Below are 19,972 nucleotides of genomic sequence, written 5' to 3' on the forward strand. Positions count from 1 at the left end.
TGCCAATGACCTTGCTAACAAGAGTATTGCCCACGACATTAATATTGCCGTTTAATCTACAAGCTGATTTTTTATTGCATAGTGCGTTAATTCAGCATTGTGCCGCAATTTCATCTTCAATAGAATTCTCGACCTGTATTCGCTAATGGTTTTTACAGAAAGTGACAATTCTTTTGCGATGTCGCTAACTGACTTGCCTGAAGCGATCAGGGTCATGGTTTGGAACTCACGGTCAGACAGGGTTTTGTGCAGTGCATCTTCATGTTCCTGGTTCAGGTTGTTTGCCAGTTCCTGGGCAAGTTGCGTACTGATGTATTTCAAGCCACGGGCGACTTGTCGTATGGCTTCCAGGATTTGCACGCTGCTGCATTGCTTGTTCAGAAAACCAGAGGCGCCGGCTTTCAATGCCCTGACTGCATACTGATCTTCTCTGTGGATGGAGAACATCAGGACTGCGATATGTGGTTTTTCGGACTTGATTTGCTTTAAAACCTCTATGCCATTCCTGTCTGGCAGGGCAATGTCCAGCAACAAGACCTCAAAATCGAGCTGGCGGCTCAGGCGTATTGCCTCCAGGCCGGTTTCTGCCTCTGCGATGATGGACATATCTGTTGTGGTTAAGACAATGCTTTTTATTCCCTCTCTCACAACGGCATGATCATCGACGACGAGTACATTGATTGCTGCTTTTTCTGTCATGCAAAATCCATTTTCTTAATCAGGCAACCTGACATTACCCAGCATCCTATCAGGAGTGATATTGAATGGTAACGGCAAGCAAACTATTCTTCTATTTTATAAGCTAAGTGTGGGCTTTCGGTGGCACAAAAGAAATTATTTTGATCAACTCCGCTACAATGTAGTAATGAGCAAAGCATTTATCAAAGAATCAGATTCCGACGACGAAGAGGAGTTCGGCGCGCCAGCCATTCCTGCGGGTGTAAAAAACTATATGACGCCGGAAGGGCATCAGCGCATGAAGGATGAGTTCTTGCAACTCATGGATGTGGAGCGGCCCGAGATCGTCAATATAGTGCACTGGGCTGCCTCCAATGGTGACCGCTCTGAGAATGGCGACTATATCTATGGCAAAAAACGCTTGCGTGAAATCGACAGGCGCATACGGTTTTTAACCAAGCGCCTCGATATTGCAGAAGTCTTCGACCCGCGTATTCATCATGGTTCTGATCAAATCTATTTTGGCGCCACTGTCACCTATGAAAACCAGCATGGTGAAGCGCATACTGTGACAATTGTCGGTGTTGATGAATTTGACCCCCTGCAAGGCAAGATCAGCTGGATTTCCCCTGTTGCCAGAGCACTCATCAAGGCAAGGGTAGATGATACGGTGACATTGCGTACCCCAGGAGGGATAGAGGAGTTGACCATACTTGAGGTCAATTACCCGGCATAAGATTTTTAATTTCCCTATGAATCCACATGTCCCTTGCATATTCCAAACTCAACCATCCCTTACGTGTGCCTCTGGCCGCAGAAGTTCATTCCAGGCCTTCGTTGCGCTTGCATGCGCCAGAGACGCTGACCCATCTGGCGATTTTTGCCAGAAATGATGCCCATCTGGGTGGTGATAACCTGCTGACCCAACAAGTCATACTGGGTGATTTTTGCCGTCATTTTGCTGTGGCGAGTCCCTCGGGTGATGCCAAGTATTTCTTCCATGATTTTGGTCGTTTCCGCCTTAAATGGGAATGCCATACAGAGTTTGCCACCTATACCTTTGTCGAAAACCAGGCCGAGCCACACGATAGCGTTCAGCATGAGACGGAGTTGGCCCAGGTATTTGCCAACGCCCCCATCCGTCATTTGCCTCAGCAATGGCTGTTTGAATTGCAAGAAAAGGTTATGGTCGCCACCCATGTTGCCCTTATCCCTGCAGCCCGGGAATTTAATCCACCTTCGCCGGTAAAGCAGATATTTGAGGGTGGGGTGGTGGTGGGTAGTGAGGTTTTGAGCCGTGGTGAAGTATGGACAGATTTTCTGATACAGGCAGATGGCTTCAGTCGCTTCGTCGTCAAGGACAATGGTTTTCTCGATCAGCAGGCGGGGCGGACGGTGCAGCGGCTACTCGAGATCGAGACCTACAGAATGATGGCACTGCTGGGTTTGCCGCATGCGCAAAATTCTTCTTTTGTATTGAATGACATAGAGAGGGATCTGGTTGCTCTGACTGCAGCAATGACGATGGCAGGCAATGGACAAGGCGAGGCAAGTTCGACTGATGCTGAACAAAGCTTGCTGCGGCAAATTATAGACCTGGCTGCCCGCACTGAAAAACTGGCGCTGGAAAACAGTTATCGCTTCGCGGCTTCCAAGGCTTATTTCAAGCTGGTGCAGTCGCGTATTGCCGAGTTGCGTGAATTCAGGATAGAAGGCGTGCCAACCATAGGTGAATTCATGGACAGACGTCTGGCACCAGCCATGAACACCTGTGAAGCTATCGTAAGACGGCAGGAAACACTGGCAGAACGTATCGCCAATACCAATGATCTGTTGCGCACCAGGGTAGGCATCGTACAGGAGCAGCAAAACCGCAAGATATTGCAAAGCATGAATGCCAGGGCGGGCCAGCAATTACGCTTGCAGCAAGCGGTCGAGGGTTTGTCTGTCGTGGCGATCAGCTATTACATGACTGGTCTGGTCTATTATGCAGGCAAAGGCCTGAAGGCTATCGGATTACCGATTAATCCAGATATTCTGGCTGGTTTGTCCTTGCCTGTGATTGCTGGTGTGGTCTGGTGGGGCCTGCGCAAATTGCACAAGACCATACACTGACAGTATTGTTAGCCGTGCTCTCTGACTATGCGCGTAACACCAGCCAGATGCTTGATGTTACGCATGATTTTTGCCAGGTGGGTGCGGTCTTCTATCTGTATTGTGAAGTGAATATTGGTCATGTCATTGGCATCGCCATCTTCCATATTGACATGGCTGATATTTGCATCTGATTCGCCAATCTCGGCAGCAATGCGGGCGAGGGCGCCGCGCTCATTCGTCACAGTCACCGCAATGCGGCAATCAAAGCGGCGGTTCAGGTCTTCACCCCAGTTGACATCGATCCAGCGGTCAGGCTCCTTGATATGCAGGCGCTTGGCATGCTCGCAATCATCCGTATGCACGACCAGACCCTGATCGCGCTTGAGTTGACCAACTATGCCATCTCCCGGGATAGGCAGGCAACACGGTGCCAATTGTACCGACAAGCCCTCACTGCCATAAATAATGACGGGGTCGCGCTTGTTGTTGATCTTGTCGCCAAATTGCTGGAAGGGGATTGACGGTGAGTCATCTTCCACCAGGTCCAGTATATGCCTCGCCACCAGCGCAGCCATGCGCTTGCCTATGCCAATATCGGTATGAATTTCATCCAGTGATTTGGCGCTGGATTCATTGAGCAATTTATCGACCAGGCTGTCTGGCAGGTCAGGGTTCAAATTCACTGACACCAAAGCCTGCGCCAGCAATTGTTTGCCCAGCTCTGTCGATTCATTCAGGTTGATCGTACGCAGGTAATGGCGTATTGCCGACCTGGCCTTGCCAGTACGCACATAAGTCAGCCAGTTTGGTGTAGGGCGCGAATTGGGTGAAGTGATGATTTCGACGATATCACCATTCTTCAATTCAGAACGCAGTGGCACTGGTTCGTGATTGATGCGTGTGGCAATCGCCTGATCACCAATATCGGTATGGATGGTGTAGGCAAAGTCCAAAGCTGTTGCTCCGCGGGGCAGGGCAATAATTTTGGATTTTGGAGTGAACACATAAACAGAGTCAGGGAACAGATCAATTTTGACATGCTCGAGAAACTCGGCAGAGTCTCCTGTCTGTTTTTGTATGTCCAGCAGAGACTGCAGCCAGGCGTGCGTGCGCTGTTGCAAGTCAGTCAGGCTGCCTTCTTCGTTCTTGTACAGCCAGTGCGCAGCAACACCCGATTCTGCGACATGATGCATGTCACGCGTGCGTATCTGGAATTCCACCGGCGTGCCGTAAGGCCCAATCAGCGTGGTGTGCAGGGATTGATAGCCATTCGTCTTGGGGATCGCAATATAGTCCTTGAACTTGCCCGGCATGGGCTTGTACAAGGCGTGCAAACTGCCCAGCGCATAATAGCTGTCACGGAAATCGCTGACCACGATACGGAAACCATACACATCCAGCACTTGGGAAAAACTCAGGTGCTTGTCGTGCATCTTGCGGTAAATACCGTACAGGGTTTTTTCGCGGCCATACACTTCGGCCTTGAGGCCAGCTTCGGACAGGGCGGTCTTTACCGCATCCATGATTTTGTTGACGACTTCCCGGCGGTTGCCACGCGCTGCCTTGACCGCTTTTGAAAGTGTGCGGTAACGCATAGGGTAAAGATGCGAAAACGCCAGATCCTGCAGCTCGCGGTAGATATTATTCAGCCCCAGCCTGTGTGCGATAGGCACATACACATCCATGGTTTCGCGTGAAATACGGCGCTTCTTTTCCGCCGACATGAAACCCAGGGTGCGCATATTGTGCAGGCGGTCTGCCAGCTTCACGAGAATCACGCGTACATCCCGCGCCATGGCGAGCAGCATCTTGCGGAAATTCTCTGCCTGCGCTTCAATCTGGCTCTGGAATTCGATCTTCTCAAGCTTGGAGAGACCATCAACCAGGGTGGCAACTGGTGCGCCAAAGCGCTCAATCAGTTCATCCTTCTTGACATCCTGATCTTCCATGACGTCATGCAGCAGTGCGGCCATGATGGCTTGCACGTCCAGCTTCCATTCGGCACAGATTTCTGCCACGGCAATCGGGTGGGAAATATAGGGCTCGCCAGACTTGCGTACCTGACCCAGGTGCATTTCATCAGAAAAGCGATAGGCTTCCTTGACCAGTTTTAATTCACTGGCCGACATGTATTCGCTGATGCGGTTGGTGAGTGCCGTAATGGAGGCGACACCGGTATTCGTCGATGACGCACGAATACTGTCTAATTCATCCAGGGGAGAACTGTGTTTGTTGATGCTGTTCGCAGGGCTGCGTATGGCAGCCAGCGCGACTGCAGCAGAATCGGCCGGTTTGCTTTCCAGAGATGAATGACTGTCATTGAGGTTCATTCTGTGATTCCCGGCCGGATAAAGGCTTAAAGAAGGGGCGGCTAAGAATGTAGGTGCAGCGGCTTACACCGGCACTTTTTTCAACATTTCTATACCGACTTTACCTTCAGCGATTTCACGCAGGGCGATTACCGTAGGCTTATCCTTGGAATCTACCTTGGGAGTGTGGCCTTGCAGCAATTGGCGCGCGCGATAAGTGGCGCACAGTGTCAGCTGAAAGCGGTTAGGGATTTGTTTCAATGCGTCTTCAATGGTAATACGTGCCATATTTCTTCCTCAATACTAAAAAATACTCAATTGGGTTTGCGAATTAATTCGCGTTGGCGTGAATGCCAAGTTGGGTAAACAGCTCGTAGTGGCGTGTTGCCTGTTGTGCAAACCGGCAGCGCGTGGCTTTCACGATTGCATTCAATTCTGACAAGGCTGTTGCAAAGTCTTGATTAATAATAACATATTCGAACTCCGGGGAGTGCGCCATTTCACCGCCAGCAGCCAAAATGCGCTTGGTAATGACGTGCGGCTCGTCCTGGCCGCGCTTCTTCAGGCGCTCTTCCAGGGCGGGTATCGACGGCGGCAATATAAAAATGCCAACAGCACCGGGAAATTGTTTTCTGACTTGCTGCGCGCCTTGCCAGTCTATTTCGAGTAGAACGTCGGTACCTGAGCGCATCTGGTCTTCTATGGTAATGCGTGAAGTGCCATAGTAATTACCGAATACTTCTGCTGATTCCAGAAATTCACCCTGTGCCTTGCGCGCCAGAAAATCTTCGGGTGTCGTGAAATGATATTCGCGACCATCTTGCTCGCCCGGGCGCGGTGCACGGGTAGTGTAGGAGATCGATAATTTGATCGCCGGTTCTTGTGCCAGCAAGGCATTGACCAGTGAAGACTTGCCTGCACCGGAGGGGGCGGCGACCACAAAAAGACTGCCTGCAGTCGTATTATTGGTTTTCATGGCATTCCTCCGGTAGGTTTAATTCAGGTCATCTCAGGTCATCAGCAAGACAAATTGGGCTGCATGCTCCCATAATTCACCGTCCCGCAATATTTCCCAAGAAAAAGAGTGCGGGAGTATAAGCAAATGCGCCTGTTTATTCAAGGTTTTGCACTTGTTCGCGCATTTGTTCTATGAATAACTTCAATTCCATGGACGCATCCGACAATTCTTTGGATGCAGCTTTGGAACCCAAGGTATTTGCTTCGCGGTTCAATTCCTGCATCATGAAGTCCAGCCTTTTGCCAACCTGACCACCTTTCTTCAGTATATGTCTGGTTTCTGTCAGGTGGGCTGACAGGCGCGCCAGCTCTTCTGCCACGTCCACACGTATGCCATACATGGTCACTTCCTGGCGGATACGGTCCAGCGCTTCTTCGCGTGTGATCGTCTGGCCTGCATTGGAGCCGCTGGATTGCAAAGCAAGGCCCAGGGCTTCTTCCAGCCTGGTAGTAGCTTTTTGCTGGAATTGCTGAACAATTTGCGGCATCAGTGGCGTGATGCGGGTGACGATTTCTTCCATTGCAGCGATACGACTCAGCAGTACTTGCTCCAGCGCCGCACCTTCACGTTCACGGCTGATGATAAATGCATCCAACGTCTTGTTGATGGTGTCATTGATAGCAGTCTGCAGAAACTCTGCATTGATTTCGCTTTCTTCTATGACGCCGGGCCAACGCAGGATTTCATTGGCGCTCAGTGCCGCCGCATCCGGAAACTGCTGCTTCAAACTGGCCTGGAAACTGGCAAGCTGCTCAAGCAAGCTGGTATTGAGGCTTTTATTATGTGTTTCTGTCAGTTTTTTACCATAGCTGAAACGGCATTCCACTTTACCGCGTGCCAGCTTGCGTGTTAATGCTTCGCGAAATTGTGATTCAACTGAGCGAAACTCGTCATTAATACGAAATTGCAGGTCCAAAAAGCGGGAATTGACGCTTTTGATCTCTATGGTAATGGTGCCAGCATCTGTTTCATTGGTGCTGCTGGCATAACCTGTCATGCTGAAAATGCTCAAGGTATTTCCTTAAAAAGGCGTGAACTGTGTATTACTGTGCATTGGATTGGCTAAATTGTGCATTAGACACTAGGATATTCTTTACAAATACCGCAATAATCAACACAATCCGTTTTGTATAGTGAATTGGACGATTGATGGCCGCACAAAATAACGCACCTCTGCCAGATGGACTGGAAATTGCCGGATACCGCATTGTAAAGAAAATTGCGTCCGGTGGCTTTAGTATTGTATATCTGGCTTCTGACGAAGATGGCAACGCAGTTGCAATTAAAGAGTATTTGCCCAGCTCATTGGCCTTACGCCAGCAAGGTGAGCTGGTACCGGCAATCTCGAATGAGAATTTGCCGATTTACCGCATAGGATTGAAGTGCTTTTTTGAAGAGGGGCGCGCACTGGCACGCATCTCGCACCCGAACGTGGTCAGCGTTATCAATTTCTTCCGCGCCAATGAGACCGTCTATATGGTCATGGCCTATGAATCTGGCCGTTCATTGCAGGAGCATATCCTGCGTCGTCGCGACAAGGGTGAAAAGCCGCTGGTATCAGAGCGCTTCATCCGTCGTATGTTCAACCAGGTCATGAATGGCTTGCGCGAAGTGCACACCAATAAGCTGCTGCATCTGGATTTGAAGCCGGCCAATATCTACCTGCGCCTGGATGGTACGCCTATCTTGCTGGACTTTGGTGCAGCCCGCCAGACCCTCAAAACTGACATACCCAAGCTTTACCCAATGTATACTCCGGGTTTTGCTGCACCCGAGTTGTATTTGAAGAACGGCAATCTGGGCCCCTGGACTGACATTTACAGCATCGGTGCTTCAATTTTTGCCTGCATGGTAGGTGCGCCGCCGCAACCGTCAGACCAGCGCAAGACCAGTGACAAGATGGAAGGGCACTACCGCAAGCTGGAAGGTTTATACTCTTCAGAATTGATAGAGGTAGTGCGCTGGTGTTTGCAACTGGATCCGCTGGAGCGGCCGCAAAGTGTGTTCGCCCTGCAAAAAGCCCTGGCGATTCAGGCGCAGCCGCAGCGAGAACTGACCTTTATGGAAAAAATGACATTAAAGTTCAAGACGCTATTTGCTGGAAAAAGAAAAAAAGTCGAAAGCGACCATACGACCATACAGGAAAGCACCCTGAATTAAGGCTGCATTAAGCTGGTAAGGCTGTTTTGGCTGAGTATTTTCGTCGCTGGCCAGGCTCTGGAGCAAACGTATGCGCTCCCTGGCTTGTTTGTATCAATAACCATTATGAAGTTTAAAAAATCTCATGCGTTTTTCCGTTTATCAAGAAAGTCATATTGGTGGCCGCAAGGTCAACCAGGATCGAATGGGTTACAGCTTTACCCGCGATTCGATTTTGCTTTTGCTGGCGGACGGCATGGGTGGTCACATCATGGGCGAAATGGCTGCAGCCATTGCCATGCAGACTATAGGTAACCTGTTTCAGCAGCAGGCACACCCTATGATAGGGAGGCCTGAACGCTTTATGGAAGACAGCTTCCTGGCTGCCCATCAAGAGATACATCGTTATCGCGCCATCAATAATTTGCCAGAAACGCCACGCACGACCATCGTTGCCTGCCTGATCCAGAATGGCTATGCCTACTGGGCGCACTGTGGTGATTCACGTTTGTACTGGATGCGCCAAGGTCAGATTTTGTTGCGCACCAAAGATCACTCACGTCTGGAAACCCTGATCGCCCAAGGCAAGGTTGATCCGGCAGAAAGACATACCCATCCTGACCGTAACAAGCTGTTCAACTGCCTGGGCGCACCTAATGCACCTATCGTTGAACTGTCACGCCGTGCGGTGTTGCAGCCTGGTGATTTGCTGTTACTGTGTTCTGATGGTCTGTGGTCAGTCTTGCCCGATCATATGCTGGCGCAGCGTCTGCACGATCACACCATCGTGCGTGCCGTGCCTGAGTTGATACGCTCGGCGGTCGATATCGCTGGCAAGCAAAGTGACAATGTCACGGCCCTGGCCATGATGTGGGAAGGCGATGACAGGATGGATAATTCCACCATCATCTCGACCAATACCTTGCCTATAGGTTCAGTCACGACCACCATACAGGCACCAGTCGATGCAGAAATTGAAACCACCGATGGTGACGTGTTCAATGATGCAGAAATTGAAAAAGCCATAGCAGAAATTCGCAACGCGATACACAAATCATCACGCATTACTTCTAAGAACTAAATCATGTCAAACTCATTTCGCCCTAGCGGGCGTTCACCGGACGCACTGCGTCCGGTGGTTATCAGCCGCCATTTCACCAAGCATGCAGAAGGCTCTGTCCTCATCGAATTTGGCGACACCCGTGTTATCTGTACTGCGAGTATAGAAGACAAGGTGCCAGGCTTTTTGAAAGGCAAAGGGCAGGGCTGGATGACAGCCGAATATGGCATGCTGCCACGCTCCACCCATAGCCGTATGGACAGGGAGGCTGCCAAGGGCAAGCAATCTGGCCGCACCCAGGAAATCCAGCGCCTCATAGGCCGTTCCCTGCGCTCTGCCTTTGACCTGGAGGCTTTTGGCGAACGTACCCTGCATATCGATTGCGACGTGATCCAGGCGGATGGCGGTACCCGTACTGCATCTATCACTGGTGCCATGGTTGCTGCCTATGATGCATTTTCCAAACTGGTAGAGCGCGAAGTCATTCCCGCCGTACCACTCCGCCATTTCGTGGCGGCCATCTCGGTTGGCGTGTATCAATCCCAGCCTGTGCTGGACCTGGATTATCCAGAAGATTCTCAATGCGACACTGACATGAATGTCGTCATGACTGAACATGGTCACTTTGTTGAGGTACAGGGCACGGCAGAAGGTGAAGCATTTGACCGCATGACCATGAATGCCTTGCTGAATCTGGCGCATGACGGCATCGCCGATTTGATCGCCTTGCAAAAAGAAGTATTGGGTTTGCAGGTCAGTTGATTGGAAGTATGAGTATATGAGTATGAGCAAGAACCAGAAAATAGTCCTGGCCTCGAATAATCAGGGCAAGCTCATAGAGTTTTACCAGATACTGTCACCGCTGGGCATAGACCTCAGGGCGCAATCTGAATTTGACGTGCCTGAGGCTGAGGAGCCTTATCCCAGCTTCGTCGAAAATGCCCTGACCAAGGCCAGGCATGCATCGCGCCTGACCGGTTTGCCAGCGTTGGCTGATGATTCTGGCATCTGCGTCAACGCCCTGCAAGGCGCGCCGGGCGTATTGTCGGCCCGTTTTGCTGGCGAGCCCAAGTCTGATGTGCGCAACAACCAAAAGCTCATCGCGGATTTGGCTGGCATGGCTGACAAATCCGCCTATTATTACTGTGTGCTGGTCTTTGTGCGTTCAGAATTTGACCCGCAACCTGTCATTGCTGATGGCGTCTGGACAGGTGAGATTATTGCCGATGCCCGTGGTGAAAACGGCTTTGGCTATGACCCGCATTTCTTCATCCCGAGTTTGAATAAGACCGTGGCTGAACTTGCTGCAGCAGAAAAGAATCAATTGTCGCACCGTGGGCAAGCCTTGCGCGCCCTTGTAGAAAAACTGAAATGATACCCATCAAGCCCATAGCGGCAAGCCAGCCAGTACAAAAAAAATCACCGGATTTATCAAATATACCCGGTGACGTGGCCAGCCAATATCTTGCACCAGGCAGCCTCAACCTGACGCAATTGCCGCCGCTATCGCTGTACATCCATTTTCCCTGGTGCGTACGCAAATGCCCTTATTGCGATTTCAATTCGCATGAAGTCAAAGGCAGCTTTGATGAGTCCGCCTATCTGGATGCCATGCGCGCTGATCTTGAGGCCGCCTTGCCACTGATCTGGGGTCGCAAGATATACACCATCTTCATCGGTGGTGGCACGCCCAGCCTGATGTCAGCGGCAGGCCTGGACAGGTTGCTTTCTGACGTGCGTACGCTGTTGCCACTGGATGGCAATGCAGAAATCACCATGGAAGCCAATCCCGGCACCTTTGAAGCAGAAAAATTTCGCTCTTATCGTCAAAGCGGCATCAACCGCTTGTCGATTGGTATACAAAGTTTCAACTCCAAACACCTGGCTGCTTTGGGGCGTATTCATGACGGTGACGAGGCACGCAGGGCCATAGAAATCGCGCTGGCAAATTTTGATAACTTCAATCTGGACCTGATGTTTGCCCTGCCAGGGCAGACCATGGATGAAGTCAGGGAGGATGTGGAAACAGCTATTTCTTTCGCGCCACCACATCTGTCGCTATACCACCTGACGCTGGAGCCGAATACCTATTTCGCCAAGTTCCCACCAGCCATACCCGATGATGATCTCAGCGCAGAAATGCAAGACCTCATTCACGGGCGCATGGCTGCAGCAGGTTATGGTAATTATGAAGTTTCTGCCTATGCTCAGGCGGGCAGGGCATCAAAGCACAATCTCAATTACTGGAACTTTGGTGACTATCTCGGCATAGGCGCCGGTGCACATTCAAAAATATCTTTCCCGCACCGGGTAGTACGCCAGGCACGCTACAAGCAACCCAAGGCTTACATGGACGCCATGGCTGCTGGTAATTGCGTGCAAGAGTCGCATGAAATTCCTGTAGATGAAATGGGTTTTGAATTCATGTTGAATGCATTGCGCTTGCAGCAAGGGTTTAAGGTCAATTTGTTTCAGGAGCGCACTGGCATGCTGCTCAACAGCATAGAAAAAGAATTGCTGATTGCTGAGAACAAAGGTCTGCTTTACCGCGACCATGAAATCATTTGCCCCACACCCCTGGGCAAGCAATTTTTGAATGACCTGCAACAGATTTTCCTTGGTGGTGAATAATTTATTTGCCTGATGCGGGTCTGATACGGGCCTGATGTGAATCCAGCAAAGCATGGCATTTTTACCACATGCTTTATTGGTGAAATCTAAAATATCTCCTATGCTGATAGCAGGGTATCGGCATTCAATATGTCTGTTGCAAAATCAGCAGCCTGACGCTTTTAAGCCCGATTTATGGCAATTGTGTCAGATTGCACTCATCAAGTATCAAAATACCTCACCTGTCGCTTTAAATTGTGTTGCAATTGGTTAAGTCCCAAACTAATATCTCTACCAATTTTTGTAACATTTGACGTCCTTCTTTATGACTCAGGCTCGTGGAATAGGCACTTTTTTGCCCGTGATGAACAGCAAGCAACAATTGCTTGCACTTCAAGCTGATTTTGGTGCTTTGCCAATCGGTGATGTCATTGCTTTGCTCCAGTTTTTGCATGAAAAAGAAATCTTTTCCAGACTTTCTGGCATTTCTGTTCTGGTCAGGATTGCAGACCCTCTGCTTGTCCCGGCAGACATCGATACACGCCTGCCATTGGCACGCATACTCTTTGCCGTACCGGTAAAAGCGGCCGAAGACAAGGATGTGCAAACCAGGCTCAAGTATTTCAACTCCCACGGTGCCCGCATCATCATGGATGATTTGCAGGCGCACGACAATGCGATATGGGAAGGTGCAAAGAAAATCAGTGTTGATTGCAGCAAGGATATTCCTGCCCACATCAAACCCTTGCTGTTTCGCCTGCATGGCGGAGACCACCTGGCGCAACATCTGCCCCATGCAGCCTTGCAAGAGCAGGCGCATGAAGCTGGTTTCAAATGGTTCTCTGGCGATTATGCATTTCATCCACCCGCCAGCAATAAAGCCGCAGATGCCACCGCCAGAACGCGCTTGTTGAAGTTGCTGGGTCTGGTCGCCCGCGATGCAGAATCGCGCGAACTGGAAGAATTGTTCAAGCAAGATGCAACCCTGTCTTTCATGTTGTTCAAGCTCGTCAGTTCTGCCGCCTTTGCGCAAACCGTGCGGGTGTCCAGCTTTGGTCAGGCCATTAACCTGCTGGGGCGCAGGCAGTTGCAAAGATGGCTGCAGCTATTATTGTATGCACGCCAGCAAGATCACAGCGGCAGCTTGAACCCCTTGATGCCGCGCGCCGCTTTTCGCGCCAGCCTGATGGAAGCAATTTGCCTCAAGCGTGGCGGCAACAAAGATGAGCTCGACTGTGCCTTCATGGTAGGCATGTTTTCTTTGCTTGACAAACTGTTCGGCAACCCCTTGGTTGAGGTGCTGCAACCTTTAAACCTGAATACAGACGTGCTCGACGCATTGCTGCATAAATCAGGCACACTAGGTAAAAGCCTGGACCTGGTAGAAAGGGCAGACCGTCCTCTCAAAGACTTTGATGTTGGCCTGATAGAAGAGCTCGGCTTGAGTGCCGATGATTATTACGACTGCATGATCACTGCTTATGCATGGGTGAATCAGGTTTGCCAGGATATGTAGCCAATGACCAGGCAAGCTGCGATACATGAACTCGAAGTTGGTGCCAGTCTCGGCGAGGCTGTCTTGTGCTTGCAAGGCCAGGAGCTTGATGCCGCTTTAAATCGCATAGTCAAAGAAGTTTTTCGTGACGCCAATGCGGCATTCCGCCGTGGCAAACTGGATGAGCAAAAAACACAGACTGATGTGCTCTGCATGGCATCACCCGAAACCTATTACATCCTGTCCGGTAAAAAAGGTCAGATCAACGAAGCCGACCTGGCAAAACTGAATACCCTTGCCAGTCTCACGGCCAAGCTGTTTTCCAAACGCGCAAAACTTGACCAGGAGCTGCAGGCATCTGCCCAGGCACAATGGCAACAGACTCAGATCATCGACCAGATTCACGAGTCCGTCATTACCATGGATTTGGCAGGCTTCATCCTCAGCTGGAACCGTGGCGCAGAAAAACTCTTTGGCTATGCCGCGCAAGAAGTCATAGGCAAAAACATCCTGTTCTTATACGACGATGAGGGCGAGCCGGATACGCATTTGTATGACAGCTTCCTTGAGCATGGTGGCCGCGAAATGGAAGTGCGCCGCAAGAAAAAATCGGGTGAAGTATTCTGGGCCAGTCTCAGCCTGTCACCATTATGTGATGCCCAGGGCCTGCCCATAGGCATCATAGGCTATCTCAGCGATATCACTGCTCGCAAAGAAGCAGAACAAAAAATCAATCACCTCGCTTACTACGATGCGCTGACCAATCTGCCCAATCGCAGTCTGTTCCGGCAACTCGTCGATAATGCACTGTTGCACTCACAAAGAAACAGCAGCAACGCTGCGATTATCTTTCTTGACCTGAACCGTTTCAAACTCATCAATGACACGCTTGGTCACGACATAGGCAATGAGTTATTGCGCCAGGTCGCAGCCCGGTTCTTGTTAACCCTGCGCGAGAATGACATCGTAGCCCGCCTCGGTAGCGACGAATTCGCCATCGCCGTACTCGACATCAACCAGCATTTTCATGCCAGCCTGGTGGTGCAAAAACTCTTGCAGGCTTTGAATGACGCCTTCATCGTTTCAGGTCATGAACTGCGCGTTGGTGCCAGCATAGGCATCAGCGTCTTCCCGCAAGACGGCAATGACGCCAATGCCTTGCTGCAAAAAGCCGACATCGCCATGTACAAGGCCAAGCGCAGCGCCGGCAATGTATCCGGCAGCTTTGTGTTTTACAGCGACAGCATGAACCAGAGCATCGCTGGCAGACTGTATCTTGAATCCAGCATGCGCAAGGCGCTGGAAAACCAGGAATTCTATTTGCAGTACCAACCCAAGGTTGATATCAAAAGCGGCAAAATCATCGGGGCAGAAGCCTTGCTGCGCTGGCAACACCCAGAAAAAGGCCTGATCTCGCCAGCAGAATTCATCCCCGTCGCAGAAGAAACCGGTCTGATCCTGCAAATCGATGCCTGGGTACTCGAAACCGCCTGCGCCCAGGCCAGGGAATGGCAAGACAAGGGTATAGCGCCGTTCCGCATCGCGGTCAATGTCACAGCGAGAGAATTCACCAGCAGCCTGCCACTGCGCGTTAAAGAGGCCCTGCAACGCTACCAGATATCACCACTATGGCTGGAACTCGAAATCACTGAGAGCATGCTCATGCACAGCACCGAGAGTGTCATCGCCATCATGGAGCAAATCACTGCCCAGGACGTTGTGCTGGCCCTTGATGATTTTGGCACAGGCTATTCCAGCCTCTCATACCTCAAACGCTTCCCTATCGATACCCTAAAGATAGACCGCTCCTTCATCCTCAACATCCCCGCAGACCAGAATGACTGTGCCATCGCGAGCGCCATCATCATGATGGCCAAGCAACTCAAACACAAAGTCATCGCCGAAGGCGTAGAAACCCGCGAACAACTGGCCTTCCTCATCAACGCCGGTTGCGACGAAGTGCAAGGCTACCTCTACTCCAGACCCGTCAGCCCCCAGCAATTGCTCGCTTTGCTGGATAAAAATTTCCATTTCGAAATTTGATCCTTGCCCAAGCCCGCCACTCAGGTTATACTAAGCGGCTCGGAAGCTTGGCAGAGCGGTTGAATGCACCAGTCTTGAAAACTGGCGAGGTGTTAAAGCCTTCGTGAGTTCGAATCTCACAGCTTCCGCCAACGAATACGAAAAAGCCCTTGATTATCAAGGGCTTTTTTATTTTCAGCGACTGGGAGGAGGGCGCTTTGCATGCAAGATTTTGGACCAGTATTTAACAAAATGCGGAAAGCCTTTCCGCAACTCTTGCTTAACGGGTCGGTTTTACCGTCTCGCCGATGCGTCGATACACCTTTTTTGTTATCTGTTTGTCACCGTGCTCCAATAATTTACTCGCATCGTGCAAATTTGATATCTCGCTGGCAGCCTTCGGGCGGATATCCCTAAACTTAAACTGCAAAATTATGCTCGCCATGTCCTCATCACGAGGCAAGATATCGGCTATGCTCTGGCGCAAATGCGCCAGGCCTACCAGACGTTCACCAGTTGAGAGATTCATGCCTGCCATTGCCTTGCCTTAATCCGGTATCAAAAACCAGCTACGGCCGATGCTGGGGTGGGTGCAACTGGCGTGATGCCCGGCGCGGCATACGGGTATGCCGTTTAATGTCATCCATGTGGAACCCTCTACCATCACCGGGTTAGCATGCGGCACCGGGCAATGTGGGACGATGCGGTCACCCAGCAGCACGACAGGCGCGCCATCAACAGCAAAGAAGTCTTGCCCGCCAGCACGGTGCGGGCCGCCTGCGCGGTCCAGGGCTTTTACGGCGATGCCATAGCTCATGATTTGACGCCCTCAAATTTAGGCGTACGCAAGGTCACGCCATCGTTGCGCAGTTCCAGCGTGGTAGCACCAACGACAAAACTAAACTTGCCATCAGCAGGCAAGGTAATGATGTAGTGATGCTCTGCGTGGTTGTAATCAGCGGTCGCGCCGTCTGGGTATTGGATGCGGGTGTTGTCTGGGTTGGTGTCTGGTGCAGGGTTGTGGTTGCTGGCAATGCCTGGCAAGACCACACCGCCTGCAAATTCACCGGATGGCGAAAGCAAAACGCATTGCTCGCCAACTGTGGGCGGGTTCCATGTCTTTGTTTTGCCAGCGCGTGCCGTTGCCATTGGCAAGAAGCCGGTTTTAATGTCGCCAATTTGCAGGCGCACCTGCGGTACGCGACCGTGCTTGACTTCGGCAATGGTGCCAAAGCGGACGAGATTTTGCAGGCGGCGGGAGAGGTCGGCAAGGGTGAATTCCATGCCGTCTATGGTGACGTGACCGGGCTAGCCAGTCACGCGGGGAGGGGGTGCTATTTCAAATAACAACCCCCTCGTATGTTCATGCACGCGTTCGGGCAATTATGTTTTATTTGGTATTTTACCTGGGTTATTAAATTCCAATTGATTTTCGCCAGACTTGAGCGTCAATTTAGAAGCACTTCCCAATAACGCAGATGCAAGCTCATCTGCTGGATGTATGACACGTTCTGGCTCTGATTTTTCTGTTATAAAAAGCCCCCTTGTGATACTGGTAAGAAGTTCTGTTGGCATTGACGTTGCAGTATTTTTTTGCCATTCAAGGCTGCTTTCGATTGCCCAGTTTGCGCGATTGATGTCCATCTTAAATTGCTGCAATTGGAACTCAAGATTCGCATGATGTTCCGCCCATTTATTTGTCCATTTTATGTAATAAAGTGTTGTTCCTACCAAGCCAAATGACAGAAGCGTAATGCGGATCCATAGTGCATAAATTTCAGGTGATGTCGACCTATCAGGAGATATGTTCGCTGCAGGAATAGAGGCTGGTTGTTCTTTATCAACTGCTTGTTTTGATGACTTATCCACTGCAGCTATAGACGCGCTAGTTTTTTCTCTTGTGATATCTATAGCTGTCAATTGAGAAATTGATAAAGCTAGAATTCCCATAAAGACGATAAACAGCGCAAACATGCCCCTTTGAACAGGCTCTCGTTTTTTTTCAGTCTTTTCTGATACACCAAATTGCGCAAATTGATCTTGTACATCTTTAAGTATGTTCTCACGATTTTGGCGACGTGCATGTGTGTTGTTACTGTCGTCAATTGTTTTTAATTTTTCGTCGAGAGCTATACTCTTATCAGTTAATTCAGCCTGTTGAATCAAAATTTCGGATGTAAATTTTTTCCGCTCTTCTTCTAACTCTTCCAGTCTTTTTGAAATGCGAGTATCAAATTCTTCATCCAATTTCTTTCTGTATTCGAGATTTTGTTCCGAACCTTTCTTGATCAATTCTTCATTTAATTGTTCAAGACGTGTCAGCGTCGCGGTGTGAATTGCCGCACTTTCTGCCATTGCTAGATCGACTTCACCCGCACTTGGTATAGTTAATGAAATCGCCTTTAACTTCTTGCTCAAGAACTGAACAACTGAGACGACTTGTTCCGCAGTCGCAGTGCTGTTTGTGTTCTGGAAAGTGATTTCATCTATGCCGCTGAAACGCTGTTCAACTGGCCTGTCGCCACCGCGATGGTAAGTAAGCCAAGCGGCAAGTTTGCGTAATGGCAGACAGACCATTTCTCGATTTTTACCATCTTCACCAACTGCCATGATGATCATGGTAGTTGATTGGAACCGGTCATTTAGCTTAGGGCGCTGACTTTCCCAGGCAAGGCCCATGCCTTCAACAAGGGGTTTCATCGGCACCATAGGCTCATTGTTGTCATTGACGAACGTCAGCGTGTCTTCATAAAACGGGACTGGAATAATCTGAGTTTGCATGTTCTTGCCTTTAATTAATTGGATTCGTTGTGCGCGCATAGAAAATAGTAAATTAGTTTGCAAAATATTACGAGACCGCGAAAAGCTGACGCAAATTGCACATCATGAAATGTGGCTGGCGTCGTCGCCGTCTGCGGCGATGGCTGCAAGAGTTGCTCCAGCCTCTGGCGTAAGATGGGCTCGCGTTTCTGGGCTATTGCCGGGGCTAGTGGGGGTATTTGTGCCGGCACTGGTGCTGCAAGCCTGGACGGGGATTGACAGGCGCACAGTGCAAGTGCGCACGCTGTTAATAAACTGGTCGCGTTTGGATTTTTCATCTTGTAGCTCTTTTTGGTGGGTGGTGGCGATGATGGCGAGGCTGCGGGACATGAGCCTTTCGTTTTCTCTGGCTGCTTCGCTGGCCTGGGCTTGGTCCTTTGCAATCTGGGCGGTGAGTTTATCGACCTGGTGGACGGCGTCTTTGTATTTGACGATGCAGAAGAGGGCTGCGGCGCCTGAATTTGGTGAGTACGAAGATTTCATCCGAATAGAGCGCGAGGTGATTATGTAGGGGTAGTAGGGGTAAGGGAGCAGGTCTGGCATTCATGCATTTCCAACCCAGCGGGCGATTACGTGCTGCTAATTGCCCCTTTGCGGGCTGGTCGCTTCGCCATACCCATCCTGCAGAATGCAAGTTGCATCGCGTGACAACCCAGCTATCAATGATTATTTCAAGCCCAGTTGCGCCACAAGTCTCACAGATTGCCAGACTTCGCTCGGCCACATCGTCTAAGTAGTCGGTGAACGCCGTGTCGTTGTGTGGAGCAAGATCAAATCTTAATGCCCCATTTTTGGAAGGCACACGTTATCGATATATGTGGAGGTAAATTCTCGAAGACTTCGTCGACTAAGGGCAGCCAGCCTTCACCACAAGTGTCTCGGATCGCGTCTCGCGCCTGCATCCTAGTCAAACAATTTTCCATTTGAAGTCTCCGTAGTTTCCGCTAATTGTCGGGTTATGTCGCAGGGTGGAGGGCCAAGTCTGACATCCATGCATCTCCAACCTGGAGGGCGATTAGGTGCTGCCCCCAGCCTTCTTCGGCTACAAAGTCAAGACGTAAAACGGGACGTAGAATAAATTGTTATCTTATTGCTCTTTCTTTGCGATCTAAATTATGTTACCCTCGCGGGCTGCTTAAAATTTAGACACATTATTTCACATAGATAAATTGGTGAGTAGAATTTTTGACAAATATTAAGGAGTGTCCGAAAATCGCGACTCTCTGTAACAATATTCCATATTAGTTAGACAATCAGGTATCAAGTGAATTTCATGCTTAAAGCTAAGGGACGCCAGTATTTTCAAAAACGAAATGCAGGTTTTACGTTATTGGAATTGTTGGTTGTCGTAGTAATCATAGGCCTGCTCGCTTCTTATGTCGGACCTAAATACTTTGCTCAAATAGGCAAGTCTGAGGCGGCGGTTGCAAAAGCGCAAATTACTGCATTTGAAAAGGCATTGGATACCTACCGCATTGATGTGGGGCGGTTTCCAACGACAGAAGAAGGGTTGGCTGGTTTGCTTGAAAACCCATCTGCAAATACAAAATGGAATGGACCCTATTTGAAAAAATCCATTCCAGTTGATCCCTGGGGGCGTCCGTATCGCTATCTGTCGCCAGCCAAGGACAAGGATTTTGAGATCATTTCTTACGGCAAAGATGGGCAAGCGGGCGGCACAGGTGATGATGCCGATATCAGTAACTAGGTGCTTTTGGCGCAAA

Annotated in this window: 20 protein-coding genes and 1 tRNA gene; 11 read left to right on the top strand and 10 right to left on the bottom strand. The window is 50.1% G+C overall.

Going from position 1 to position 19,972, the window contains the following annotated elements:
• Positions 1-51: 51 nt before the first annotated feature.
• Positions 52-699: a response regulator transcription factor gene (locus tag UNDKW_RS11270; RefSeq protein ID WP_162058760.1), complete on the bottom strand. Its 648-nt coding sequence runs from the start codon at positions 697-699 to the stop codon at positions 52-54.
• Positions 700-865: 166 nt separating this feature from the next.
• Here UNDKW_RS11270 and greB point away from each other — a divergent pair, with 166 nt between their 5' ends.
• On the top strand, positions 866-1,414 hold the full coding sequence (gene greB / locus UNDKW_RS11275) for a transcription elongation factor GreB (RefSeq protein WP_162058761.1): 549 nt from the start codon (positions 866-868) through the stop codon (positions 1,412-1,414).
• A gap of 26 nt (positions 1,415-1,440) precedes the next feature.
• Positions 1,441-2,793 carry a DUF3422 family protein gene (locus UNDKW_RS11280; RefSeq protein WP_162058762.1) on the top strand — a complete coding sequence of 451 codons (1,353 nt, stop codon included), beginning with the start codon at positions 1,441-1,443 and terminating at the stop codon, positions 2,791-2,793.
• A gap of 8 nt (positions 2,794-2,801) precedes the next feature.
• Here the strand turns inward: UNDKW_RS11280 and UNDKW_RS11285 are convergent, their stop codons facing one another.
• The 4 genes from UNDKW_RS11285 to UNDKW_RS11300 form a co-directional block, all read right to left on the bottom strand.
• Positions 2,802-5,105, bottom strand: coding sequence for a bifunctional (p)ppGpp synthetase/guanosine-3',5'-bis(diphosphate) 3'-pyrophosphohydrolase (locus UNDKW_RS11285; protein WP_162041114.1), 2,304 nt, complete (start codon positions 5,103-5,105; stop codon positions 2,802-2,804).
• Positions 5,106-5,168: 63 nt separating this feature from the next.
• Positions 5,169-5,372, bottom strand: coding sequence for a DNA-directed RNA polymerase subunit omega (gene rpoZ / locus UNDKW_RS11290; RefSeq protein ID WP_110253221.1), 204 nt, complete (start codon positions 5,370-5,372; stop codon positions 5,169-5,171).
• Between the two features lie 43 nt (positions 5,373-5,415).
• Positions 5,416-6,060, bottom strand: a complete 645-nt coding sequence (gmk, locus tag UNDKW_RS11295; RefSeq protein ID WP_162041115.1) for a guanylate kinase — start codon at positions 6,058-6,060, stop codon at positions 5,416-5,418.
• A 136-nt stretch (positions 6,061-6,196) separates the two neighbouring features.
• Complete coding sequence (locus tag UNDKW_RS11300; RefSeq protein ID WP_232063343.1) at positions 6,197-7,114, bottom strand: YicC/YloC family endoribonuclease; 918 nt, start codon at positions 7,112-7,114, stop codon at positions 6,197-6,199.
• A gap of 137 nt (positions 7,115-7,251) precedes the next feature.
• Between UNDKW_RS11300 and UNDKW_RS11305 the strand changes: the two genes are divergently transcribed.
• The 8 genes from UNDKW_RS11305 to UNDKW_RS11340 all read left to right on the top strand — a co-directional run bounded on the left by UNDKW_RS11305 (position 7,252) and on the right by UNDKW_RS11340 (position 15,580).
• Positions 7,252-8,262: a serine/threonine-protein kinase gene (locus tag UNDKW_RS11305; protein WP_162041116.1), complete on the top strand. Its 1,011-nt coding sequence runs from the start codon at positions 7,252-7,254 to the stop codon at positions 8,260-8,262.
• Positions 8,263-8,386: 124 nt separating this feature from the next.
• The gene (locus UNDKW_RS11310) at positions 8,387-9,322 is read left to right on the top strand and encodes a PP2C family serine/threonine-protein phosphatase (protein ID WP_162041117.1); all 936 of its coding nucleotides are present in this window, start codon (positions 8,387-8,389) and stop codon (positions 9,320-9,322) included.
• Positions 9,323-9,325: 3 nt separating this feature from the next.
• Positions 9,326-10,063: a ribonuclease PH gene (gene rph / locus UNDKW_RS11315; RefSeq protein ID WP_162058763.1), complete on the top strand. Its 738-nt coding sequence runs from the start codon at positions 9,326-9,328 to the stop codon at positions 10,061-10,063.
• 22 nt (positions 10,064-10,085) lie between these two features.
• Positions 10,086-10,676, top strand: coding sequence for an RdgB/HAM1 family non-canonical purine NTP pyrophosphatase (rdgB, locus tag UNDKW_RS11320; protein ID WP_162058764.1), 591 nt, complete (start codon positions 10,086-10,088; stop codon positions 10,674-10,676).
• Positions 10,673-11,932 carry a radical SAM family heme chaperone HemW gene (gene hemW, locus UNDKW_RS11325; RefSeq protein ID WP_162058765.1) on the top strand — a complete coding sequence of 420 codons (1,260 nt, stop codon included), beginning with the start codon at positions 10,673-10,675 and terminating at the stop codon, positions 11,930-11,932. Before rdgB ends, hemW begins: the two co-directional genes overlap by 4 nt.
• 343 nt (positions 11,933-12,275) lie before the next feature.
• Complete coding sequence (locus UNDKW_RS11330) at positions 12,276-13,427, top strand: HDOD domain-containing protein (protein ID WP_162058766.1); 1,152 nt, start codon at positions 12,276-12,278, stop codon at positions 13,425-13,427.
• 3 nt (positions 13,428-13,430) lie between these two features.
• Positions 13,431-15,449 carry a bifunctional diguanylate cyclase/phosphodiesterase gene (locus UNDKW_RS11335; RefSeq protein ID WP_162058767.1) on the top strand — a complete coding sequence of 673 codons (2,019 nt, stop codon included), beginning with the start codon at positions 13,431-13,433 and terminating at the stop codon, positions 15,447-15,449.
• A 41-nt stretch (positions 15,450-15,490) separates the two neighbouring features.
• Positions 15,491-15,580, top strand: a tRNA-Ser gene (locus UNDKW_RS11340).
• A 128-nt stretch (positions 15,581-15,708) separates the two neighbouring features.
• Here the strand turns inward: UNDKW_RS11340 and UNDKW_RS30095 are convergent.
• From UNDKW_RS30095 to UNDKW_RS11365, 5 genes are all read right to left on the bottom strand, one after another.
• On the bottom strand, positions 15,709-15,966 hold the full coding sequence (locus UNDKW_RS30095) for a hypothetical protein (protein ID WP_197893139.1): 258 nt from the start codon (positions 15,964-15,966) through the stop codon (positions 15,709-15,711).
• Between the two features lie 9 nt (positions 15,967-15,975).
• The gene (locus UNDKW_RS11350; RefSeq protein WP_162058768.1) at positions 15,976-16,245 is read right to left on the bottom strand and encodes a PAAR domain-containing protein; all 270 of its coding nucleotides are present in this window, start codon (positions 16,243-16,245) and stop codon (positions 15,976-15,978) included.
• Entirely contained in the window at positions 16,242-16,712 is a 471-nt protein-coding gene (locus UNDKW_RS11355; protein WP_162058769.1) for a phage baseplate assembly protein V, read from the bottom strand. Before UNDKW_RS11355 ends, UNDKW_RS11350 begins: the two co-directional genes overlap by 4 nt.
• A gap of 99 nt (positions 16,713-16,811) precedes the next feature.
• Positions 16,812-18,209 (bottom strand): phage antirepressor N-terminal domain-containing protein, encoded by a 1,398-nt coding sequence (locus UNDKW_RS11360; RefSeq protein WP_197893140.1) that lies wholly within the window; start codon positions 18,207-18,209, stop codon positions 16,812-16,814.
• 102 nt (positions 18,210-18,311) lie between these two features.
• On the bottom strand, positions 18,312-18,791 hold the full coding sequence (locus tag UNDKW_RS11365) for a lysis system i-spanin subunit Rz (protein ID WP_232063344.1): 480 nt from the start codon (positions 18,789-18,791) through the stop codon (positions 18,312-18,314).
• Positions 18,792-19,521: 730 nt separating this feature from the next.
• Between UNDKW_RS11365 and gspG the strand changes: the two genes are divergently transcribed.
• Entirely contained in the window at positions 19,522-19,956 is a 435-nt protein-coding gene (gene gspG, locus UNDKW_RS11370; protein ID WP_162058771.1) for a type II secretion system major pseudopilin GspG, read from the top strand.
• Positions 19,957-19,972 lie beyond the last annotated feature (16 nt).

Source organism: Undibacterium sp. KW1 (genome assembly GCF_009937955.1).
In the GTDB taxonomy this organism is placed as follows: Bacteria; Pseudomonadota; Gammaproteobacteria; order Burkholderiales; family Burkholderiaceae_D; genus Undibacterium.

Coding starts and splice junctions, on each gene's coding strand:
- UNDKW_RS11330 (WP_162058766.1), top strand. CDS start 12,276: ATGAACAGCAAGCAACAATTGCTTGCACTTCAAGCTGATTTTGGTGCT.
- UNDKW_RS11365 (WP_232063344.1), bottom strand. CDS start 18,791: ATGCCAGACCTGCTCCCTTACCCCTACTACCCCTACATAATCACCTCG.
- hemW (WP_162058765.1), top strand. CDS start 10,673: ATGATACCCATCAAGCCCATAGCGGCAAGCCAGCCAGTACAAAAAAAA.
- gspG (WP_162058771.1), top strand. CDS start 19,522: ATGCTTAAAGCTAAGGGACGCCAGTATTTTCAAAAACGAAATGCAGGT.
- UNDKW_RS11285 (WP_162041114.1), bottom strand. CDS start 5,105: ATGAACCTCAATGACAGTCATTCATCTCTGGAAAGCAAACCGGCCGAT.
- UNDKW_RS11310 (WP_162041117.1), top strand. CDS start 8,387: ATGCGTTTTTCCGTTTATCAAGAAAGTCATATTGGTGGCCGCAAGGTC.
- UNDKW_RS11360 (WP_197893140.1), bottom strand. CDS start 18,209: ATGCAAACTCAGATTATTCCAGTCCCGTTTTATGAAGACACGCTGACG.
- UNDKW_RS11305 (WP_162041116.1), top strand. CDS start 7,252: ATGGCCGCACAAAATAACGCACCTCTGCCAGATGGACTGGAAATTGCC.
- UNDKW_RS11350 (WP_162058768.1), bottom strand. CDS start 16,245: ATGAGCTATGGCATCGCCGTAAAAGCCCTGGACCGCGCAGGCGGCCCG.
- rdgB (WP_162058764.1), top strand. CDS start 10,086: ATGAGCAAGAACCAGAAAATAGTCCTGGCCTCGAATAATCAGGGCAAG.
- gmk (WP_162041115.1), bottom strand. CDS start 6,060: ATGAAAACCAATAATACGACTGCAGGCAGTCTTTTTGTGGTCGCCGCC.
- UNDKW_RS11355 (WP_162058769.1), bottom strand. CDS start 16,712: ATGGAATTCACCCTTGCCGACCTCTCCCGCCGCCTGCAAAATCTCGTC.
- rph (WP_162058763.1), top strand. CDS start 9,326: ATGTCAAACTCATTTCGCCCTAGCGGGCGTTCACCGGACGCACTGCGT.
- UNDKW_RS11335 (WP_162058767.1), top strand. CDS start 13,431: ATGACCAGGCAAGCTGCGATACATGAACTCGAAGTTGGTGCCAGTCTC.
- UNDKW_RS11280 (WP_162058762.1), top strand. CDS start 1,441: ATGTCCCTTGCATATTCCAAACTCAACCATCCCTTACGTGTGCCTCTG.
- UNDKW_RS30095 (WP_197893139.1), bottom strand. CDS start 15,966: ATGGCAGGCATGAATCTCTCAACTGGTGAACGTCTGGTAGGCCTGGCG.
- greB (WP_162058761.1), top strand. CDS start 866: ATGAGCAAAGCATTTATCAAAGAATCAGATTCCGACGACGAAGAGGAG.
- UNDKW_RS11270 (WP_162058760.1), bottom strand. CDS start 699: ATGACAGAAAAAGCAGCAATCAATGTACTCGTCGTCGATGATCATGCC.
- rpoZ (WP_110253221.1), bottom strand. CDS start 5,372: ATGGCACGTATTACCATTGAAGACGCATTGAAACAAATCCCTAACCGC.